Annotated in this window: 14 protein-coding genes; 5 read left to right on the top strand and 9 right to left on the bottom strand. The window is 55.2% G+C overall.

Annotation, left to right across the window (positions count from 1 at the left end):
• Positions 1-5 precede the first annotated feature (5 nt).
• Together glnL and glnA are read right to left on the bottom strand one after the other, a co-directional pair.
• Entirely contained in the window at positions 6-1,055 is a 1,050-nt protein-coding gene (glnL, locus tag CKQ53_RS04965) for a nitrogen regulation protein NR(II) (protein ID WP_085652529.1), read from the bottom strand.
• A 202-nt stretch (positions 1,056-1,257) separates the two neighbouring features.
• Entirely contained in the window at positions 1,258-2,667 is a 1,410-nt protein-coding gene (gene glnA / locus CKQ53_RS04960) for a glutamate--ammonia ligase (protein WP_085652528.1), read from the bottom strand.
• 371 nt (positions 2,668-3,038) lie between these two features.
• Here glnA and typA point away from each other — a divergent pair, with 371 nt between their 5' ends.
• The 4 genes from typA (at position 3,039) to fabY (ending at position 7,141) form a co-directional block, all read left to right on the top strand.
• Positions 3,039-4,862: a ribosome-dependent GTPase TypA gene (typA, locus tag CKQ53_RS04955; protein WP_085652527.1), complete on the top strand. Its 1,824-nt coding sequence runs from the start codon at positions 3,039-3,041 to the stop codon at positions 4,860-4,862.
• A 205-nt stretch (positions 4,863-5,067) separates the two neighbouring features.
• A complete protein-coding gene (gene yihX, locus CKQ53_RS04950; RefSeq protein ID WP_094118828.1) occupies positions 5,068-5,679 on the top strand; it encodes a glucose-1-phosphatase in 612 nt (203 codons plus the stop codon).
• Positions 5,680-5,726: 47 nt separating this feature from the next.
• Positions 5,727-6,164: a D-aminoacyl-tRNA deacylase gene (dtd, locus tag CKQ53_RS04945; protein ID WP_085652525.1), complete on the top strand. Its 438-nt coding sequence runs from the start codon at positions 5,727-5,729 to the stop codon at positions 6,162-6,164.
• A gap of 35 nt (positions 6,165-6,199) precedes the next feature.
• Complete coding sequence (gene fabY / locus CKQ53_RS04940) at positions 6,200-7,141, top strand: fatty acid biosynthesis protein FabY (protein ID WP_085652524.1); 942 nt, start codon at positions 6,200-6,202, stop codon at positions 7,139-7,141.
• A 104-nt stretch (positions 7,142-7,245) separates the two neighbouring features.
• Here fabY and CKQ53_RS04935 read toward each other — a convergent pair whose 3' ends face one another.
• The 7 genes from CKQ53_RS04935 to gmk all read right to left on the bottom strand — a co-directional run bounded on the left by CKQ53_RS04935 (position 7,246) and on the right by gmk (position 16,494).
• Positions 7,246-8,946: an AsmA family protein gene (locus CKQ53_RS04935; protein ID WP_085652523.1), complete on the bottom strand. Its 1,701-nt coding sequence runs from the start codon at positions 8,944-8,946 to the stop codon at positions 7,246-7,248.
• Between the two features lie 160 nt (positions 8,947-9,106).
• Complete coding sequence (locus CKQ53_RS04930) at positions 9,107-10,510, bottom strand: nucleobase:cation symporter-2 family protein (RefSeq protein ID WP_085652522.1); 1,404 nt, start codon at positions 10,508-10,510, stop codon at positions 9,107-9,109.
• Positions 10,511-10,640: 130 nt separating this feature from the next.
• Entirely contained in the window at positions 10,641-12,722 is a 2,082-nt protein-coding gene (recG, locus tag CKQ53_RS04925; RefSeq protein ID WP_094118827.1) for an ATP-dependent DNA helicase RecG, read from the bottom strand.
• A complete protein-coding gene (trmH, locus tag CKQ53_RS04920) occupies positions 12,722-13,414 on the bottom strand; it encodes a tRNA (guanosine(18)-2'-O)-methyltransferase TrmH (RefSeq protein WP_085652520.1) in 693 nt (230 codons plus the stop codon). The genes recG and trmH overlap by 1 nt, the downstream gene beginning before the upstream one ends.
• A gap of 6 nt (positions 13,415-13,420) precedes the next feature.
• A complete protein-coding gene (spoT, locus tag CKQ53_RS04915; RefSeq protein WP_118894725.1) occupies positions 13,421-15,520 on the bottom strand; it encodes a bifunctional GTP diphosphokinase/guanosine-3',5'-bis pyrophosphate 3'-pyrophosphohydrolase in 2,100 nt (699 codons plus the stop codon).
• 18 nt (positions 15,521-15,538) lie between these two features.
• Positions 15,539-15,814, bottom strand: coding sequence for a DNA-directed RNA polymerase subunit omega (gene rpoZ, locus CKQ53_RS04910; protein ID WP_026740808.1), 276 nt, complete (start codon positions 15,812-15,814; stop codon positions 15,539-15,541).
• Between the two features lie 56 nt (positions 15,815-15,870).
• On the bottom strand, positions 15,871-16,494 hold the full coding sequence (gmk, locus tag CKQ53_RS04905) for a guanylate kinase (RefSeq protein ID WP_094118826.1): 624 nt from the start codon (positions 16,492-16,494) through the stop codon (positions 15,871-15,873).
• 311 nt (positions 16,495-16,805) lie between these two features.
• On the opposite strand from gmk, the gene ligB reads away from it, so the two are divergent.
• On the top strand, positions 16,806-18,503 hold the full coding sequence (ligB, locus tag CKQ53_RS04895) for an NAD-dependent DNA ligase LigB (protein ID WP_094118824.1): 1,698 nt from the start codon (positions 16,806-16,808) through the stop codon (positions 18,501-18,503).
• Positions 18,504-18,539: the final 36 nt, after the last annotated feature.

Here is an 18,539-nt window from a genome sequence, read left to right as displayed (position 1 = left end):
GGACCTCACTGGCGGATGGGCAGATAGACCGAAAATTCGGTGTGACCTGGCCAACTGTTAAATTCAATTTTACCGGAGTGTTGATCGATAAGATTACGGGCGATCGACAATCCTAGTCCGGTGCCCCCTTCGCGTCCGCTTACCATCGGATAAAACAAGGTATCTTGTAAATGAGCGGGGACACCCGGGCCATCATCTGCAATATCGATACGGGCCACTAAACGATAGCGGACGCCGTGCAGCGTGAGCTGGAAGGCCGTGCGGGTACGGATGGTGATGGAACCGCCTTCTTCACCCAACGCCTGCAATGCGTTGCGGGTGATATTCAGCAGGACCTGTTCAATCTGATCCGGGTCGTGCATCAATTCCGGCAGGCTGGGGTCGTAATCCCTGACCAGCGTGACGTTATCGGCTTTTTCCAGTGAAACCAGCTGGAAGACGCGCTCCGCGACCTGATGAATACTTTGCGTGACGTGCAGCCCCGGTTGCTGCGGCCCTAACAGACGATCGACCAGATTACGCAAGCGATCCGCCTGTTCGATAATGACTTTGGTATATTCCGTCAAAGACGGGTCGGGCAGTGCTTTGGACAGTAGCTGCGCCGCGCCGCGCAAGCCTCCCAGCGGGTTTTTAATTTCGTGAGCAAGACCACGAACCAAATCTCGTGCCGCCAGCTGCTGCGCGTGTTGTAGCTGCTCCTGGCTGAGTTTGCGCTGGTTATCCATCGGCGCCATTTCCATCAAAATATAATCATTCTGAATACGCTGCGCCGTTAGCGACATGATGTGGGCTCTGCCGTCCACCACGATGGTGACTTCGTTATCCGTAAAGCCCTGCCCGGAGTTGAGGCTTTCCAGCATCAAATCGATATTTAGCGAGAAATAGCCAAGCAGTTCAGGCAATGGCGTTCCCGATAGTTTCCGCGAGCTTTGCGCCAGTAGTTGTTGGGCTGCTGGGTTCGAATAATGGATCGCCAGATTTTTATCCAGCAGTAGGATGCTGTTAATTAAAGAATTGAGGATCTGCCCAGCATCGGGCAGCGTGCCTGTTGCCATAACGCAGACTCCTGCACTTTTTTAGTGCGTTACATTCTGGATTGATAAATATTGCTTAGCAACCGTACGATGCCGCGCGGAGAAAAAAGCCCATCCGAAGATGGGCTGAAAAGTTTCCACGGCAACAAATAAACAAGAAATCTTGTTGGTGACGGCAGCTTCAACATCGTTATTATTCGGGCTGCCGTCATTGCGCGAACACTTACACGCTGTAGTACAGTTCGAACTCTACCGGATGCGGAGTCATGCGTACGCGATCATTTTCCGCACGACGCAGTTCGATGTAAGCATCGATGGAGTCTTCGGTGAAGACGCCGCCGCGGGTCAGGAACTCACGGTCTTCGTTCAGCGCATTCAACGCTTCTTCCAGTGAGCCTGCTACGGTTGGGATTTCACTCGCTTCTTCCGGTGGCAGATCGTACAAGTTCTTATCCATGGCATCGCCAGGATGGATCTTGTTGATGATACCGTCCAGACCGGCCATCAGCAGTGCGGTGAAAGCCAGGTACGGGTTGGCTGCCGGATCCGGGAAGCGGACTTCGATACGGCGCGCTTTCGGGCTTGCGACCACCGGGATACGGATAGAGGCAGAACGGTTACGCGCGGAGTATGCCAGCATGACCGGTGCTTCGTAGCCAGGAACCAGTCGTTTGTAAGAGTTGGTCGCCGGGTTGGTCAGTGCGTTGATCGCTTTTGCGTGTTTGATAACGCCGCCGATGTAGTACAGCGCCATTTCGGACAGGCCGCCGTATTTGTCGCCGGAAAACAGGTTTACGCCGTCTTTGGACAGAGACATGTGGCAGTGCATACCAGAACCATTGTCGCCGAACATCGGTTTCGGCATGAACGTTGCGGTTTTACCGAAAGCGTGTGCAACGTTGTGGACGACGTATTTATAAATCTGAATTTCGTCGGCTTTTTTGGTCATGGTGTTGAAGCGAGTAGCCACTTCATTCTGACCTGCCGTCGCGACTTCGTGGTGATGGGCTTCAACCACCAGACCCATCTGCTCCATGGTCAGACACATGGTGGAACGGATGTCCTGAGAAGAGTCGACAGGAGGAACCGGGAAGTAACCGCCTTTCACGGACGGACGATGGCCTTTATTGCCGCCTTCGTATTCTTTGCTGGAGTTCCAGGCACCTTCGATATCGTCGATAGTGACATGGGAGCCGGAGATGCTGCTGCCGAAGCGAACGTCATCAAACAGGAAGAACTCGGGTTCTGGCCCGAACAGTACGGTATCCGCGATACCGGAAGAACTCAGGAAGTCCTCTGCGCGTTTAGCGATGGAACGCGGGTCGCGATCGTAGCCCTGCATTGTGCCTGGCTCGAGGATGTCACAGCGGATGATCAGCGTCGACTCTTCGTAGAACGGGTCGAGAACGGCGGTTGTGACGTCAGGCATTAACACCATGTCTGATTCGTTGATGCCTTTCCATCCGCCGATAGAAGAACCATCGAACATTTTGCCGTCTTCGAAGAAATCTGAATCTACCTGATGGGAAGGGATCGTGACGTGCTGTTCTTTACCTTTAGTATCGGTGAAACGAAGGTCGACGAATTTCACCTCATGTTCTTTCAGCAGCGTCAAAACGTGTTCAACTGACATACTTGGTTCTCCCGGGTTATATCATTTATCGTCGTGGAACGAATATCGTTGTGGCATGTTGTTGTTACCGTACGTAGACTATAGCTAAATCTGTGCCAACTTTAGTATTTGTGCCCGAGAGCCCATTCTCTGGTTTTCTCAGTGGTCTTCGACTGCACCAATATAGTAATCTGCACCAAAATAGTGCTTTATTTTGCATTGTTAGCACCATATTGGTGCTCTTCAATGTGTTTGTAGCGCAATTGCACCGTGAAAGGGATCACAACCTCCTCAATGTGAGGTTGTTTGCAAGAGATGTTTGTGATCCTGTTTAGTCCCTCGATTAATCCGTGTACAATAGCGCGCTATTTCTAAATGCCTGAGGCAAAGCTGTGATCGAAAATTTGCGTAACATCGCTATTATTGCGCACGTTGACCATGGGAAAACCACCCTGGTCGACAAGCTGCTACAACAGTCCGGTACGTTTGATGAACGTAGTGAAGCCACCGAACGTGTTATGGACTCCAACGATTTGGAGAAAGAGCGTGGGATCACCATCCTCGCTAAAAATACCGCCATCAATTGGAAAGACTACCGCATTAACATCGTTGATACCCCAGGACACGCCGACTTCGGCGGTGAGGTAGAACGTGTTATGTCGATGGTTGACTCGGTGCTACTGGTCGTTGATGCAATGGATGGCCCGATGCCGCAGACCCGTTTCGTGACCAAAAAAGCATTTGCCAATGGTCTGAAGCCGATCGTGGTCATCAACAAAGTTGACCGTCCGGGCGCACGCCCTGACTGGGTTGTCGATCAGGTATTCGACCTGTTCGTAAACCTGGATGCTACTGACGAGCAGCTGGACTTCCCGATCGTTTACGCTTCCGCGTTGAACGGTATCGCCGGTCTGGATCACTCCGACATGGCCAGCGACATGACTCCGCTGTTTGAAGCGATCATCGAACACGTTGAAGCGCCGAAAGTGGACCGCGACGGCCCGCTGCAGATGCAAATCTCCCAGCTGGACTACAACAACTACGTCGGTGTTATCGGTATCGGCCGTATCAAACGCGGCATGGTTAAGCCTAACCAGCAGGTTACTGTCATTGACAGCGAAGGCAAAACGCGTAACGGTAAAGTCGGTAAAGTCTTGGGCCACATGGGTCTGGAGCGTATCGAATCCACGCTGGCTGAAGCGGGCGATATCATCGCTATCACCGGTCTGGGCGAACTGAACATTTCCGATACTATTTGCGATCCGGCTACCGTTGAAGCGCTGCCTGCGCTGAGCGTCGACGAACCGACCGTGACCATGTTCTTCTGCGTCAACACGTCTCCTTTCTGCGGTAAAGAAGGTAAGTTCGTGACGTCGCGTCAGATCCTTGAGCGTCTGAACAAAGAACTGATCCACAACGTTGCGCTGCGCGTGGAAGAGACTGAAGATGCGGATGCTTTCCGCGTATCCGGTCGTGGTGAGCTTCACCTGTCCGTTCTGATTGAAAACATGCGTCGTGAAGGCTTCGAAATGGCCGTTTCACGTCCGAAAGTTATCAACCGCGTGATCGACGGTCGCAATCAAGAGCCGTTTGAAAACGTGACGCTGGATATCGAAGAACAGCATCAGGGCTCCGTCATGCAGGCGATGGGCGAGCGTAAAGGCGACGTTAAAGATATGGTTCCGGATGGCAAGGGCCGTATTCGTCTCGACTACGTTATCCCAAGCCGCGGTCTGATCGGTTTCCGTACCGAGTTCATGACCATGACATCGGGTACTGGTCTGCTGTACTCCACGTTCAGTCATTACGATGACGTGCGTCCGGGCGATATCGGTCAGCGTCAGAACGGCGTACTGATCTCTAATGGTCAGGGTAAAGCGGTCGCATTTGCTCTGTACGGTCTGCAGGATCGCGGTAAATTGTTCCTGGGTCACGGTGCCGAAGTTTATGAAGGCCAGATCATCGGTATTCACTCACGTTCTAACGACCTGACCGTGAACTGCCTGACCGGTAAGAAACTGACCAACATGCGTGCTTCCGGTACGGATGAAGCCACGACGCTGGTACCGCCGGTCAAGATGACTCTGGAGCAGGCTCTGGAATTCATCGATGACGACGAACTGGTAGAAGTGACGCCGACGTCTGTTCGTCTGCGTAAACGTCACCTGACCGAAAACGACCGCCGCCGCGCGGGTCGCTCGAGCAAAGAAGACTAAGTGTCTTTTCTGTAACGACGGTCTCGTTTCAGAAAAAGCCAGTCAGCGAAAGCTGACTGGCTTTTTTTATTTATTTTCATTGGGTTATCCTTATTTGGCAGAGTAAGACCACGCCCGAAAACGGTGTGTGAGGCCTTAGATCTTCTCTGTTCAGTTCTCCTTTTTACCGTTACAGTGAAAGCCTACTCACTCATCAGGAGGACCTATGTTGTATATCTTTGATTTGGGCAACGTCGTCATTGATATCGATTTCAAACGGGTGCTGGGAGTATGGAGCAACCTTAGCGGTGTCCCCCTGGCTAGCCTGAGCGAACGCTTTGTTATGGGGCATGCGTTTGAACAACATGAGCGCGGCGAGATCGATGATGAGGCATTCGCCTCTGAGCTGTGCCACGAAATGGGGATTGCCCTCAGCTTTGAGCAGTTTGCCGCAGGCTGGGAATCGATCTTTATCGGAGTACGTCCTGAAGTGTTGGATATCATGCAGCAGCTACGGCGCGACGGGCAGCGGGTCGTGGTACTTTCGAACACCAACCGCCTGCATCATCAGCAGTGGTCTTCGCTTTATCCTGAGATAGAGCAGGCGGCCGACCATATGTATTTGTCGCAAGAACTTGGCATGCGTAAACCTGAGGCTGGCATTTACGAATATGTGTTGCAGCAGGAAGGATACCTCGCTCAAGACACTATCTTCTTCGATGACAATGCGGACAATATCATCGCGGCTTCCGCGTTGGGCATCCATGCCATTCAGGTCAACGATCGTCAGGTTCTGACAGACTTCTTTTCTTCTCATTCCGCCACGGTGAGTGAATAGCGCCAGGCCGTTTCCATTCAGTATCAGACAGGAGCAGCAACGTTTTTATGATTGGGTTAATTCAGCGCGTCTCCAGAGCCAGCGTTACCGTGGATAATGAAGTTATCGGTAAAATCGATGCGGGATTGGTCGTATTGCTGGGCGTTGAGCAGGGTGATGACGAAAAGAATGCCGAGCGGCTATGCGAACGGGTGATCGGGTACCGAATTTTCGGCGATGAGCAGGATAAGATGAACCTGAATGTGCGTCAGGCTGGCGGCAGCCTGCTGGTGGTATCGCAGTTTACGCTGGCGGCCGATACGAAGAAGGGGATGCGTCCTAGTTTTTCGCGTGGAGCCGCGCCTGCCGAAGCCGAACGGTTATATCACTATTTTGTCGGCCGATGCCGGGAGCAAGGCATGACCACCGAAACGGGTCGTTTTGCCGCCGATATGAAGGTTGAATTGGTCAACGATGGCCCCGTGACCTTCTGGTTACAGGCATAGATCGCAATGCATCTCTTGGTTAACCGAGGCTGTTTATGTATCACTTGAGAGTGCCGGAAAGCGCCAAAGAGCTGGACGCCTACTACCAGTTTCGCTGGGAGATGCTGCGTAAACCGTTGCAGCAGCCGTTAGGCTCCGAACGCGACGCCTATGACTCGCTAGCCCATCATCAGACCGTCGTTGACGTCCAAGGGCGTCTGGTCGCCGTGGGACGGCTCTATATCAACGCTGACAATGAGGCCTCTATCCGTTTTCTGGCGGTTCACCCCGACGTTCGACGTAAAGGGTTGGGCACCTTGCTGGCGATGGCACTGGAGTCAGTGGCGCGTCAGGAGGGAGCCAAGCGTGTGGTATGTAGCGCGCGTGAAGAAGCGAAAGCCTTTTTCGCCAAGCTGGGATTTGTGGATCAGGGCGAGATCACGACGCCGCAGACAACGCCAATTCGGCATTTCCTGATGATTAAACCGGTGGCGACGCTGGATGATATTTTGCACCGCCCTGACTGGTGCGGACAGCTACAACAAGCCTGGCACGATCATATACCGCTGAGTGAAAAGATGGGTGTGCGCATCAGTCAGTACACCGGCAAGAAGTTCATTACCACGATGCCGGAAGTCGTCAATCAGAACCCCCATCACACCATCTTCGCTGGCAGCCTGTTTTCTCTGGCGACTTTGACCGGCTGGGGGCTGATTTGGCTACTGCTGCGGGAGCGTCAGTTGGGCGGCACTATCGTTTTGGCGGATGCGCATATTCGTTACAGCTCACCGATCACCGGCCGTCCCAGCGCGGTGGCTAATCTTGGGTCGCTCAGCGGCGATCTGGACAAGCTGGCTCGCGGTCGTCGGGCAAGGGTGCATCTGAACGTTGAATTATTCGGTGAAGGGTCAAAAGGAGCATTATTTGAAGGCGTGTACATGGTCTTGCCGCCGACACCGGATGATCCTCTGGAGCCTTCGGGTTTATCGGGCGACTGAGTGATTTACGGCGCAGATATCGATGGTTTCGGGAATAACTCTTCACGAATAACAGAAGGCCGGATGACGAATCCGGCCTTCTGTTTGTCATCGCCTCGCTTGACTTAGGGCGTCGGCGCTCCTTCCTGCAGAATACCCTGATACAACCGTTGATAAACCGGTTGCCCATCGTTGTCTGTTCCCTGCAAAACGCCGTTTAGGGTGGGCTTCAGCGGCGAGGCATTCTCCATCTGACCTTTCAGCTTTAACTGAAAATTGAGATTACCCGATGGCGTGCGAGTCGGCGTCGGCCAGCCCCAGAGAAGCAATGTGTCGAATGCCGCGGATTTGGCATTCATATCCAGCGTAAATTCACGCGCAGGGGACTGACCGATATCGGCTTTTGCTTCCAACAGTCCCCCCGGCGTAAAGGCGCTGAGATCGGTAAACGTGATCCGTTCGTTGTCCGCCGTCAATGCCAGCGATGGGCGTCGAATATCCACTTTATTGAACGTGGCATCGCTGGCGTTCAGGTTAAGCGAGCCTGCCCAGATTCCCCACTGGTGCTCGCGGGCCAGCATCAGGTCGCTGCCATAGCCGTCAAGCGCGGTTACTTGGAACGGGAAGTCTGGATTGATATCGATCAGCAGGTTACGGTTGGCGGTAAATTTTTTGACGGAGACCGTTTCCAGCCACGACGGCAATGTCTGTTGCCAGCGTTGACGCCAGTCTCCCGGCAGGGTGTATTCCATTCCCGCGATCACCAGCTCATCCAGCGTCAGCCGGCGGTCGCTGCGCTGCCAGTTGCCGCTGGCACGCAGCAGTCCTCTTTCCCAACGGGTCGAGAACTGGCGGATGGCGATCCCCTGGGCGGACAGGTCCAGATTGATAATCGGATCGATCAGATGCATGTCGCCGTTGATAAGATCGGATGCGTTGAACGACAGCGAGCCGTCCTCACTCTGCCAGTTATCCTGTTGAAAAGTGACGTGTTGCAGTGTGGCGTCAAGATCGCTGGCGGCCCAGCCCGGCCCCTCGATGCGGGCATCTATCAGATCGAAACGCTCAATGCTGATGGCGGGCAGCGGTGCGGCAGGTCGCCAGAAATCGGAGAGGGAGCGCGAAGTTTGCAGCCTCACATTACTCAACCTGAGGCGATCAATCTTCCAACTACCATCGTCCGCGCGCTGCGCGCTGCCAGTCAGCTCCCCCCGGGCGACATTGGCGCCGAAGTTGCTAAGCGTCAGGCGCTGATTGTCGAATGTGCCTTCAACAAACACCTGACTGACGGGCATATCATTCAGCGTCAGCGAGCGGGCACTGAGTTGGAAACGCGCATTGTTTCCCAGCAGATGACCGGACTGCGGCTCCCACGGTGTGATGCCGCCGTTGATCTGCTGTCCGTTGAGCCGCCAGTCGCCGTCTTGCACCTGTAGCGCCATGTCCTTGAACTGCAACACGTCAGCCTTAAAAGGCAATGCGTAACCGGTTTGACTCAGATTGAGCGTTCCGCCTTCCAACTGCAGGCTGGCGAAATGAGACGGCGTAGTAATTTGGCGGACGCTAAGCCCGACGGAGACCTGTTTGGCGACCAATGTCGTCGGCTGATTTTCACGGCCGAATGAAACCTCTGCGAGCTGGAATACGCTGGGCGACGTCCAGTCCAGAGACACCTTTTTCAGCGATAGTCTGTATTCGGTATGTTGACTAACCCAACGGCTGATCCAGTTGGCTCCCCATTCGGTCTGCAGCGCGAGATAAAGCGCCACCAAAACCAGAAAGGTCAGTAACAGCAGTGAGATGAGTAGTTTCCCGATCAATTTCATCGTATCAGTCCGTGCCTGTCGTCGAGGATAGAAATGTTATGCCGCAATGTCTGCAGCGGCTCAAGTCGGTAATCATACTCCTGACAAGAATCAGGGTCCGATGTTGCATCATGGGACCCTGATTAGCACGGTAAATACGAAATATCTGGAAGCAGGCTCCCTATTCTTTTTCTTCTTGCTCTTGCGGGAACACCAGATTCAAGACGATGGCGGTGATCCCGCCCGCAGCGATGCCGGAAGACAGCAGCGTTTTCAGCCAGTCTGGCGCGAATTGCAGGATCAGCGGCTGCTGCGCAACACCCAGACCCACGGCCAGCGAGAGGGCGATGATCATAATCGCCCGGCGGTTTAACGGTTCGCGAGACACGATGCGCACGCCTGAGGCGGCGATCGTGCCGAACATCACGATGGTCGCGCCTCCGAGCACTGGTTCCGGGATGTGTTGAACGAATCCGCTGACGGCCGGGAATAGGCCCAGCACAATCAGCATTAACGCTACGACGAAACCGACATGGCGGCTGGCGACGCCGGTCAGTTGGATTACGCCATTGTTCTGACCGAAGCAGGAGTTGGGAAAGGTATTGAATACCGCGGAAAGCATGGAGTTTAGGCCGTTGGCCAGCACGCCGCCCTTCAGGCGTTTCATGTACAGCGGTCCGCGGACGGGTTGTTCAGAGACGTCGGACGTCGCTGTGATGTCGCCAATGGTTTCCAGTGACGTCACCATAAATACCAGCATCAGCGGTACGAGCAGGCTCCAGTCGAAGCCCAGACCGTAATACAGCGGTGTCGGCACCATGATGGCGGACTGTGTCGTGCTGGACATTTCTTTCGGCAGCATGCCCATCAGCCACGCCACCAGATACCCGACGGCCATAGCGATGACCAGTGAGGCGACCCGCAGATAGGGATTACGCTGGCGATTCAGCAGGATGATAACCAGTAGGACCACGCCTGCCAGCAGCAGATTTTTGGGCGCGCCGAACGAGTGGTCGTTCATCGCCGCGAATCCACCACCAATCGAGGTCAGCCCAACCTGAATCAGCGACAAGCCAATGATCATGACGACCACGCCGGAAACCAGCGGGGTGATGATTCTCCGGGCCAGATGAAGAACGCGGGACAGCAGGATCTCGGTACAAGAGGCGACCATCAGTGTGCCGAACAGCGCGGCCATCATGGTGGGAACATCTGCACCGCCGTTTTTCAACGCCAATCCGCCCATAATCAGCGGCGTCACAAAGTTAAAGCTGGTGCCCTGAATCGACAGCAGCCCGGAACCCACAGGCCCCCAGGTTTTGATTTGCAGTATGGAGGCCAGACCGGATGCAAACAGCGACATGCTGATAATGTGTTGCGTATCTTGCGCGGGTAGCCCGAGCGCCTGACAGATCAGTAACGCCGGTGTGATAACGGCGACGAACATGGCTAACAGATGCTGGCCGGCGGCAAACAGCGTTTGCGGCAACGGAGGGCGGTCTTCAAGGCGGTAGATGAGTTCGCTGCGTGGATGAACAGCGGCGGGTTCTTCCGGGCGCAAAGGTTCGGCAGAGGGAATACGCATGGCGGTTGGCACTCCAGAACGACAAAAAACGCATTTTAATGATCTGCCTAATAAAAGCAAACGGTTGCGCGTGTCATTTTGATGCACGAACGCAAAGGAGAATGTGGAAGGAAGTGATCGCCGTCGACAGTCAGGCGTTGGTGTAGCGCGCGCTTTCCGGCAGCCAGCGTTCAATCAGTGCTTGCGCGTGGTCGGGGTAGTGCTCATGAATATGGCGTGCAATCCGCTGAACTTGGGGGATTAACGCCTGATCCCGCAGCAAATCGGCGACCTTGAATTCGGCGCTGCCGGTTTGACGGGTGCCTAGCAGTTCACCCGGTCCACGAATCTCAAGATCGCGTTGTGCGATCACAAAGCCATCGTTGCTATCCCGTAATACCTGCAATCGCTTCTGGGCGGTTTTGCTGAGCGGAGATTTGTACAACAGCACGCAGTGGGAGGCGACCGAGCCGCGGCCTACACGTCCGCGTAGCTGGTGCAGCTGCGCCAGACCGAGTCGTTCGGGGTTTTCGATAATCATCAGGCTGGCGTTGGGGACGTCTACGCCGACTTCAATCACGGTCGTGGCGACGAGCAGCTGAATTTGGCCTGACTTGAACGCTTCCATTACCTGCTGTTTTTCCTGCGCCCTCATCCGCCCATGCACCAGCCCGATGGTGAGTTCAGGCAGCGCTTCGCGCAGTTCCTGACAGGTCGCTTCCGCCGCCTGCGCTTCCAGAAGGTCCGACTCCTCAATAAGGGTACATACCCAGTAGGCCTGACGGCCTTCCTGCTGGCAGGCATTGTCGACACGCTGGATGATATCGCTGCGGCGAGTGTCGGGGATGGCGACGGTCGTGACGGGGGTTCGGCCCGGAGGAAGTTCATCGATGACGGACGTTTCCAGGTCAGCGTAGGCCGTCATCGCCAGCGTACGCGGGATCGGCGTCGCCGTCATAATCAGCTGATGGGGGTGAAATCCTTGCTGCTCGCCTTTTTCCCACAGGGCAAGCCGCTGATGGACGCCAAACCGATGCTGCTCATCGATAATCACCAGCGCCAGACCGTTAAACTGAACCTGCTGTTGGAAAATGGCGTGCGTGCCGACGACCATACCGACATCGCCGTTGGCGATGGCGTCCTGCTGAGCCTGCCGTGCCTTGCCTTTCTGCTTTCCGGCCAGCCATCCAACGTTGATGCCGAGAGGCGCAAACCATTGACGGAAATTGTGCGCATGCTGTTCTGCTAACAGCTCGGTCGGCGCCATGAGGGCGACCTGTTTACCGTGAGCAATAGCGCGCAACGCGGCCAAAGCCGCCACCAGCGTTTTGCCGGAGCCGACGTCGCCCTGCACCAGTCGCATCATGGGATAGGGGTGATTCAGATCCTGTTCGATTTCGGCGACGACGCGTTCTTGCGCCTGAGTCGGCGAAAACGGCAGGGCGGCCAGCAACTGCTGTTTTAGCGAATCGCGAGGAGGCAACGCCAGCGCGTGGTAACGCTGCGCGCCGGCCCGTGCAGCCAGCATGCTCAGGTTGTGAGCCAGAAGCTCTTCCATGATTAGCCGTTGCTGGGCCGGATGCTTACCCTGTTCCAGCTCGCTCAACTGCATGTTGGGCGGCGGCCGATGTAGCGTATGCAACGCTTCCGTCAGGCTCATCATCGTGTGATTGAGCTCCTGGGGAAGAAGCTCATCAATCGGGTGGCGGTCGAGCAGTTTCAGCGCCTGATCGGTCAGCTTGCGCAGTGTGGCCTGACGGATGCCGTCGGTGGCGGGATAGACCGGCGTCAGTGTCTCCTGTAATGCCACATCGCTTTCTTCGCCCTGTACCCGATACTCGGGGTGAATAATTTCAGCCCCCAGCTTGCCGCGGCGGATTTCGCCATAAGCGATAACCCGTTGGCCCGTAGCCAGGCTGTTCTTCATGGCGGCGTTGAAGTTGAAAAAACGCAGCGTGAGCATGCCGCTGCCGTCGCTGATCTGGCAGGTCAGCATACGTCGGCTGCCGAAGGTAACGTCGCAGCGCAGAATTTCACCTTCTACTGTGGCATAGATGCCCGGCAGCAGGTCGTTGATGGGGTAAAGTTGGGTGCGATCTTCATAGCGTAGCGGTAGATGAAACAGCAGGTCTTCCACCGTCTCCAGGCCGATGCGGGCCAGTTTATTTGCCTGACTGGGCCCGACGCCGACAAGCGTGTTCAGCGGTTGGGTATTCAGCAGGCGTCCGCGCATTATTGTTCCGTGGACTGCATGGCGGCCCACCACGGGGTGTCGGCAATCACCTGACCCTGCTGGTCTATACGCGGTCGTGGAAGTCCTTTGCGTTTCGCCACGCGGGCGAGAACGGGGTAACCGCCCTCAAACAACAGGCGCTGTTGCTCCTCTTCGTCCAGCGGGCTGGTATCCCGATGATACATGCCAGCCATCTGTCGTTGACGCTGCGCTTCATACAGAATTAGCGCGGAAGCAACGGAAACATTGAGAGATTGAACCATGCCGGTCATCGGAATAATGATGTCCTGGTCTGCCAAAGCCAGCGCTTCGGCGGAGATGCCGTTTTTTTCCTGTCCAAGAAGAATGCAGGTCGGGCGGGTGTAATCAATGTCGCGAAAATCAACGGCTTTGTCAGAAAGGTTGGTGGCCAGAACTTGCATACCCTGGGTCTTCAGATGTCCGACGGCGTCTTTAATCGTGGCGTGCGTTTTGACTTTTACCCAGCTATTGCTGCCCGCGGCGGTGGAAACCAGCGTTCTCATATGGCCGGTCGGCCATATGGCGTGAACTTGATGCACGCCTACAGCATCCGCCGTACGAATAACGGCGGAGACATTATGAGGCTTATGGACCTGTTCCATACACACCGTCAGATCGGGTTGGCGGTGATTCAGCATCTCTCTGATGCGCGCATAGCGTTCTGGCGTCATAACAGATTAGTTTCGGTTACGGTTAACTTTAATCACATCCGGCATCACGCGGATTTTGCGCATGATGTTCGCGAGATGAACACGGTCGCGCGCTGTCAGGCGTATGAAGGCACTGTACACCCTGCCGTCTTTTTCTTCCGTATTGATGCTCTGGATATTGGCATTGGCGGTGTTTATAGCTGCAGTCAGGTTGGCCAGTACGCCCTGATGGTTGAGCATGTCCACCTTGATTTCGGTCAGGAATTCCTGCTCGGTGACCTTGTCCCACTCTACCGCCATGAATTTTTCAGGTTCTTTCTGGTAACCGCGGATATTGCGGCAGGATTCATGGTGGATCACCAGACCTTTACCGGGGCTGACGTGCGCAATAATCGGGTCGCCCGGAATGGGGCGACAGCATTTGGCGAAGGTCACCAACACGCCGTCGGCGCCTTTGATCGGGAGTTTGCGGATACCGGAACTGCTCAATCCGGTATCTTCTTCCAGCAGATTTCTGGCCACCACGATGCTCATGGCGTTGCCAAGGCCGATTTCCGCCAGCAGATCGTCCAGCGAGGAAAGCTTCATCCGGTCTAGCTCGCGCTGAATATTAGGCGCGGGAACTTCAGACAGCTTGCGTCCGTGACCCAGCGCATGATTCAGCAGACGACGTCCTAAGCTGACGGAATCGTCGCGCTTCAGGTTCTTCAGTAGCTGACGAATTCTGGCGCGGGCTTTGGAGCTGACGACGAAATTCAGCCAGGCGGCGTTAGGCCGTGCGCCAGGAGCCGTAATGATCTCAACCGTTTGGCCGCTTTTCAGTGCCTGAGACAACGGATACGGCTGCCGGTCGACACGTGCGCCCACGCAGGCGTGGCCGATGTCGGTATGCACCGCGTAGGCGAAGTCCACCGGCGTGGCGCCGGAGGGCAGTTCGACAATGCGGCCTTCGGGCGTGAAGACGTACATTTCGTCTGGAAACAAATCCGACTTCACGCTTTCGATAAATTCAAATGAACTACCTGCGCTTTGCTGTAGTTCCATCAGGCTTTGCATCCAGCGGCGCGCGCGAACCTGTGCGGTTGTGCTGCTTTCGCCTTCTTTATAAGCCCAGTGCGCGGCGACACCCATCTCAGCCATTTGATCCATATCTTCCGTACGGATCTGCACTTCAACGGGGACGCCGTGCGGCCCGATCAAAGAGGTATGCAGAGATTGATAGCCGTTGGCTTTTGGGATGGCGATATAGTCTTTAACGCGACCGGGGCGCGGTTTGTACAGGCCGTGAACTTGGCCCAGCACGCGGTAGCAGGTATCCAAATCGCGGACGATCACCCGAAAAGCGTAAATATCCATAATGGAATGAAAACGCTGTTCTTTCAGGTGCATCTTGCAATAGATGGAGTAGAGATGTTTTTCCCGGCCGCCGACGCGACAGGGGATACCGGCTTCCAGCAAACGCCCTTCGATTTCCGAGAGGATCTTCTGAATCATTTCCTTACGGTTGCCGCGCGCGGCTTTCACCACTTCTTTGATGACGCGGTAACGGTTCGGATAGAGCGCTTCAAACCCCAGCTCTTCCAGTTCGGTTTTTAGGTGATGAATACCGAGCCGATGAGCCAGCGGGCTGTAGATTTCCAGCGTTTCCCGGGCGATGCGGCGGCGTTTATCCGGCCTTAGTGCCCCCAGCGTCCGCATGTTGTGCGTGCGGTCGGCAAGTTTGATCAGGACGACGCGGATGTCTTGCACCATCGCCATGATCATTTTGCGAAAGTTTTCTGCTTGCGCTTCTTTCTTGTCGCGAAATTTCAGCTTATCCAGCTTGGAAACACCTTCCACCAGTTCGGCGACGCTTTTGCCGAACAGCTGTTCCATATCCTGATAGGTGGCGGGCGTATCTTCGATCACGTCATGCAGTAGCGCCGCCATGAGCGTTTCATAGTCGAGACGCATCTCGGCCAAAATGCAGGCTACGGCTACTGGATGGGTGATGTAGGGCTCGCCACTGGAGCGAGTCTGTCCCTCGTGAGCATCACGTGCGACAAGGTAAGCCTGCCGGAGACGTTTTATCTGGTCTTCGGGCAGGTAATTCTGAATCAGCAGATTAAGGCTTTCAAACAGATACAAGGGCGACTCGTGGTGTTATTAGCGGCGACCTTCAGCAATTGCGGTGACCGCCTGAATTTCTGCGGCTTCCTGCTCCTGCTGCTCCTGACGTTCACGGGCGTCCAGAATCTGCGAAGTGATCAGACCTTCTTCGATCTCACGCAGTGCGATAACCGTGTATTTGTCGTTTTCTTCAGGAACCAGAGCATCTTTGCCCCCAACCTGGATCTGACGGGCGCGACGGGCAGCGACCAACACCAGGTCAAAACGGTTACCAATTTTTTCTACAGCGTCTTGAACAGTTACGCGTGCCATAATGAGGTACTCCACAGGGAAATAAAAAAAGACTGGGCATGATACTGAATGTGCCGTCAGTCTGCCAATAGTTTGGTGATTAAACCGTCATGCCGCACTTTCTGGCGGGATAAACGCAGACGTTCAGCGCGTATGATGGTTTTCAAGTCCTGCAGCGCCAAGTCAAAGTCATCGTTAACGAGAAGATAATCGTATTCAGCATAGTGGCTCATTTCGGCGATCGCCTGTGCCATGCGTCGATTAATCACTTCTTCGCTGTCCTGACCTCGGCCGCGCAGGCGACGCTCAAGCTCTTCTTTGGAAGGCGGCAGGATGAAAATACTGCGTGCGGAAGGCATCCGCTCGCGAATCTGCTTGGCGCCCTGCCAGTCTATGTCCAGGAATACATCCACGCCGGTAGACAGCACTTGTTCAATGGCGGTACGAGATGTTCCGTAATAGTTACCGAAAACCTCGGCATATTCCAGAAACTCGTCGTTTCCAATCATGCTTTTAAACTCATCAACCGGCACAAAATAGTAGTGCTCGCCGTGATTCTCTCCCGGCCGCTTATCGCGGGTTGTATGAGAAATGGAAACCTGTGTGTCATACAGCGGCTGCGTTTTCAACAGCGCAGTAATCAAACTGGATTTTCCGGCACCGCTCGGTGCGGAAACAATATATAACGTGCCTTGAGCCATAGTGAATGTATCTGATTCAGTATTTAGAATTGATGCAGCGGAACGCGCAGTTCCCCGCATTATACATGCCGCGCCGCCGTCAGTCGCGCAGCGTAAGTATTGAACCCGCCTTGTTTGACAAATTGGCTTATTTTTTTGCCGTCATCAAATCCCTTTGTTTTTCCTTGCGAAGCGCTCCGCCGTTTTTTCTCTCCTTGCTGTCATTGCGCTAATTGTCTGCGAAACGGCTCGCAAAGGTACGTCTCTGACCTCGTTTAGTGTTCGGACTATGTGCTTTACTGCCGCTGCGTTGAACGGAGGCTGGGGGATGTATGCGATATGGATATTGGCTGGGTGTCGCGGCGGTACTGTTGACGGAGCTGGCTTCGGCTACCGACATTTGTCCTGAGTGGGCGCCCCTGCGGGCGCGGGAGGAAATGCAGCGTCTGGGGCAGCAATTGACGCTGTGGGATAAGGCATATCATGAAGAGGGCTACAGCCCGGTTCCCGATGATACGTACGACCAGATGCGGTCGATGTTGGCAAGCTGGCAGCGCTGTTTTCCATCGCAGAACATGGGGTTCGAGGTGCGCCTATCCCGCCAGGGTAAAACGCTTCACCCTGTGGCGCACACCGGCCTAAGAAAACTTTCCGACGAGGGCGAGCTACGGCAATGGATGTCGGCCCGGCATCATCTTTGGGTCCAACCCAAGGTCGACGGTGTGGCGGTGACGCTGGTTTATGAGCAAGGTCGCCTGATCTCTGCCGTCAGTCGAGGCAATGGGCGGCAGGGAGAAGATTGGACGGAGAAGGTTCGGCAGATTTCGGCGGTCCCTCAGCAAATTACCCGAGGCCGCCACCTCGAGATACCGGAGCGTGTGGTTTTCCAGGGCGAGATTTTTCTTCCGATGGAAAATCATCGTCAGAATCAGCTTGGCGGCCTTAATGCCCGGGCGCTGGTTGCAGGCGAAATGCGGCGTATACAGCCGTCACCTCGGCTGGGACAGATGGGGATTTTTATCTGGGCATGGCCCGATGGCCCGCGCAGCATGACACAGCGGTTGACGGCGCTGCGGAAAATGGGGTTTGCGCTGGCGGAGCGCTATTCCAAGCCTGTCACTTCGTTGGCTGAGGCTCGCCGCTGGCGTGAGCATTGGTATCGGTCGCCATTGCCTTTCGTTACCGATGGCGTGGTGATCCGTCAGGACAAGGAACCCGAAGGGCGCTATTGGCAGCCAGGAGGCTCTGAGTGGGCGATTGCCTGGAAATATCCCCCGATTCATCGCGTCGCAGAGGTCACGGGAATTGAATTCCCGGTGGGGCGAACCGGGAAAACAGGGGCTGTTTTGATGCTGAAAACGGTGACGCTGGATGATAAGCAGGTCAGCCGAGTGAACGTTGGGTCTGTAGCTCGCTGGCGGCAATGGGATGTTGTGCCGGGAGATCGCGTGACAGTGAGTCTCGCAGGGCGGGGTATTCCCCGGCTTGATGGCGTTGTGTGGCGTAGCGTGGAGCGTCCGACGGTGGATACACCCGACGCCGCGCAGTTCGACGCGTTTTCCTGCTTCCGGTGGAGCAGAGACTGCCATCCGCAATTTCTGGCCCGTCTGGTCTGGCTCAGCAGCGATGAGGGATTGGCAATCCGGGGATTACGCGAAGGTATGTGGAAACGGTTGATGCAGGGTGAGCCGTTGAAGGATTTGGTTGCCTGGCTTGCTCTGGACCGCCGCCAGATTAGCGCCGCGACCTCTGTCGGTGAAGCGCGTGCGGCGGAGTTACACCAACAATTTCAGTCAACGCGCCAGCTGCCGCTCTCACGTTGGCTTCTGGCCTTGGGGATACCTTTGCCGCAATCAGCGCAGGGCGCATTGCAAGGACAATCTTTTGTCCAGCTTCAACAGCGTAGCCTTGATGAGTGGCAGCTGTTTTCCGGTGTGGGTCGCCTTCGTGCGCGTAAGATAAGTCAGTTTTTACATCATCCAGAGGTGCAATCAATGATGCGGCAACTTGAGTCCTACGGTATTAAATAGCGAGGAATTTTATTCTTTCAGCGAGAGTTAAAGGGT

It is taken from the genome of Lonsdalea britannica, from assembly GCF_003515985.1.
GTDB classification, from domain to species: Bacteria; Pseudomonadota; Gammaproteobacteria; order Enterobacterales; family Enterobacteriaceae; genus Lonsdalea; species Lonsdalea britannica.
Note: the sequence above shows the minus strand (reverse complement) of the source record. Positions and strands in the feature narration are given on the sequence as shown.

Bases quoted from the DNA above. Each gene is read 5' to 3' on its own strand.
- glnL (WP_085652529.1), bottom strand. From the start codon at position 1,055: ATGGCAACAGGCACGCTGCCCGATGCTGGGCAGATCCTCAATTCTTTA.
- glnA (WP_085652528.1), bottom strand. From the start codon at position 2,667: ATGTCAGTTGAACACGTTTTGACGCTGCTGAAAGAACATGAGGTGAAA.
- yihX (WP_094118828.1), top strand. From the start codon at position 5,068: ATGTTGTATATCTTTGATTTGGGCAACGTCGTCATTGATATCGATTTC.
- dtd (WP_085652525.1), top strand. From the start codon at position 5,727: ATGATTGGGTTAATTCAGCGCGTCTCCAGAGCCAGCGTTACCGTGGAT.
- fabY (WP_085652524.1), top strand. From the start codon at position 6,200: ATGTATCACTTGAGAGTGCCGGAAAGCGCCAAAGAGCTGGACGCCTAC.
- CKQ53_RS04935 (WP_085652523.1), bottom strand. From the start codon at position 8,946: ATGAAATTGATCGGGAAACTACTCATCTCACTGCTGTTACTGACCTTT.
- CKQ53_RS04930 (WP_085652522.1), bottom strand. From the start codon at position 10,510: ATGCGTATTCCCTCTGCCGAACCTTTGCGCCCGGAAGAACCCGCCGCT.
- recG (WP_094118827.1), bottom strand. From the start codon at position 12,722: ATGCGCGGACGCCTGCTGAATACCCAACCGCTGAACACGCTTGTCGGC.
- trmH (WP_085652520.1), bottom strand. From the start codon at position 13,414: ATGACGCCAGAACGCTATGCGCGCATCAGAGAGATGCTGAATCACCGC.
- rpoZ (WP_026740808.1), bottom strand. From the start codon at position 15,814: ATGGCACGCGTAACTGTTCAAGACGCTGTAGAAAAAATTGGTAACCGT.
- gmk (WP_094118826.1), bottom strand. From the start codon at position 16,494: ATGGCTCAAGGCACGTTATATATTGTTTCCGCACCGAGCGGTGCCGGA.
- ligB (WP_094118824.1), top strand. From the start codon at position 16,806: ATGCGATATGGATATTGGCTGGGTGTCGCGGCGGTACTGTTGACGGAG.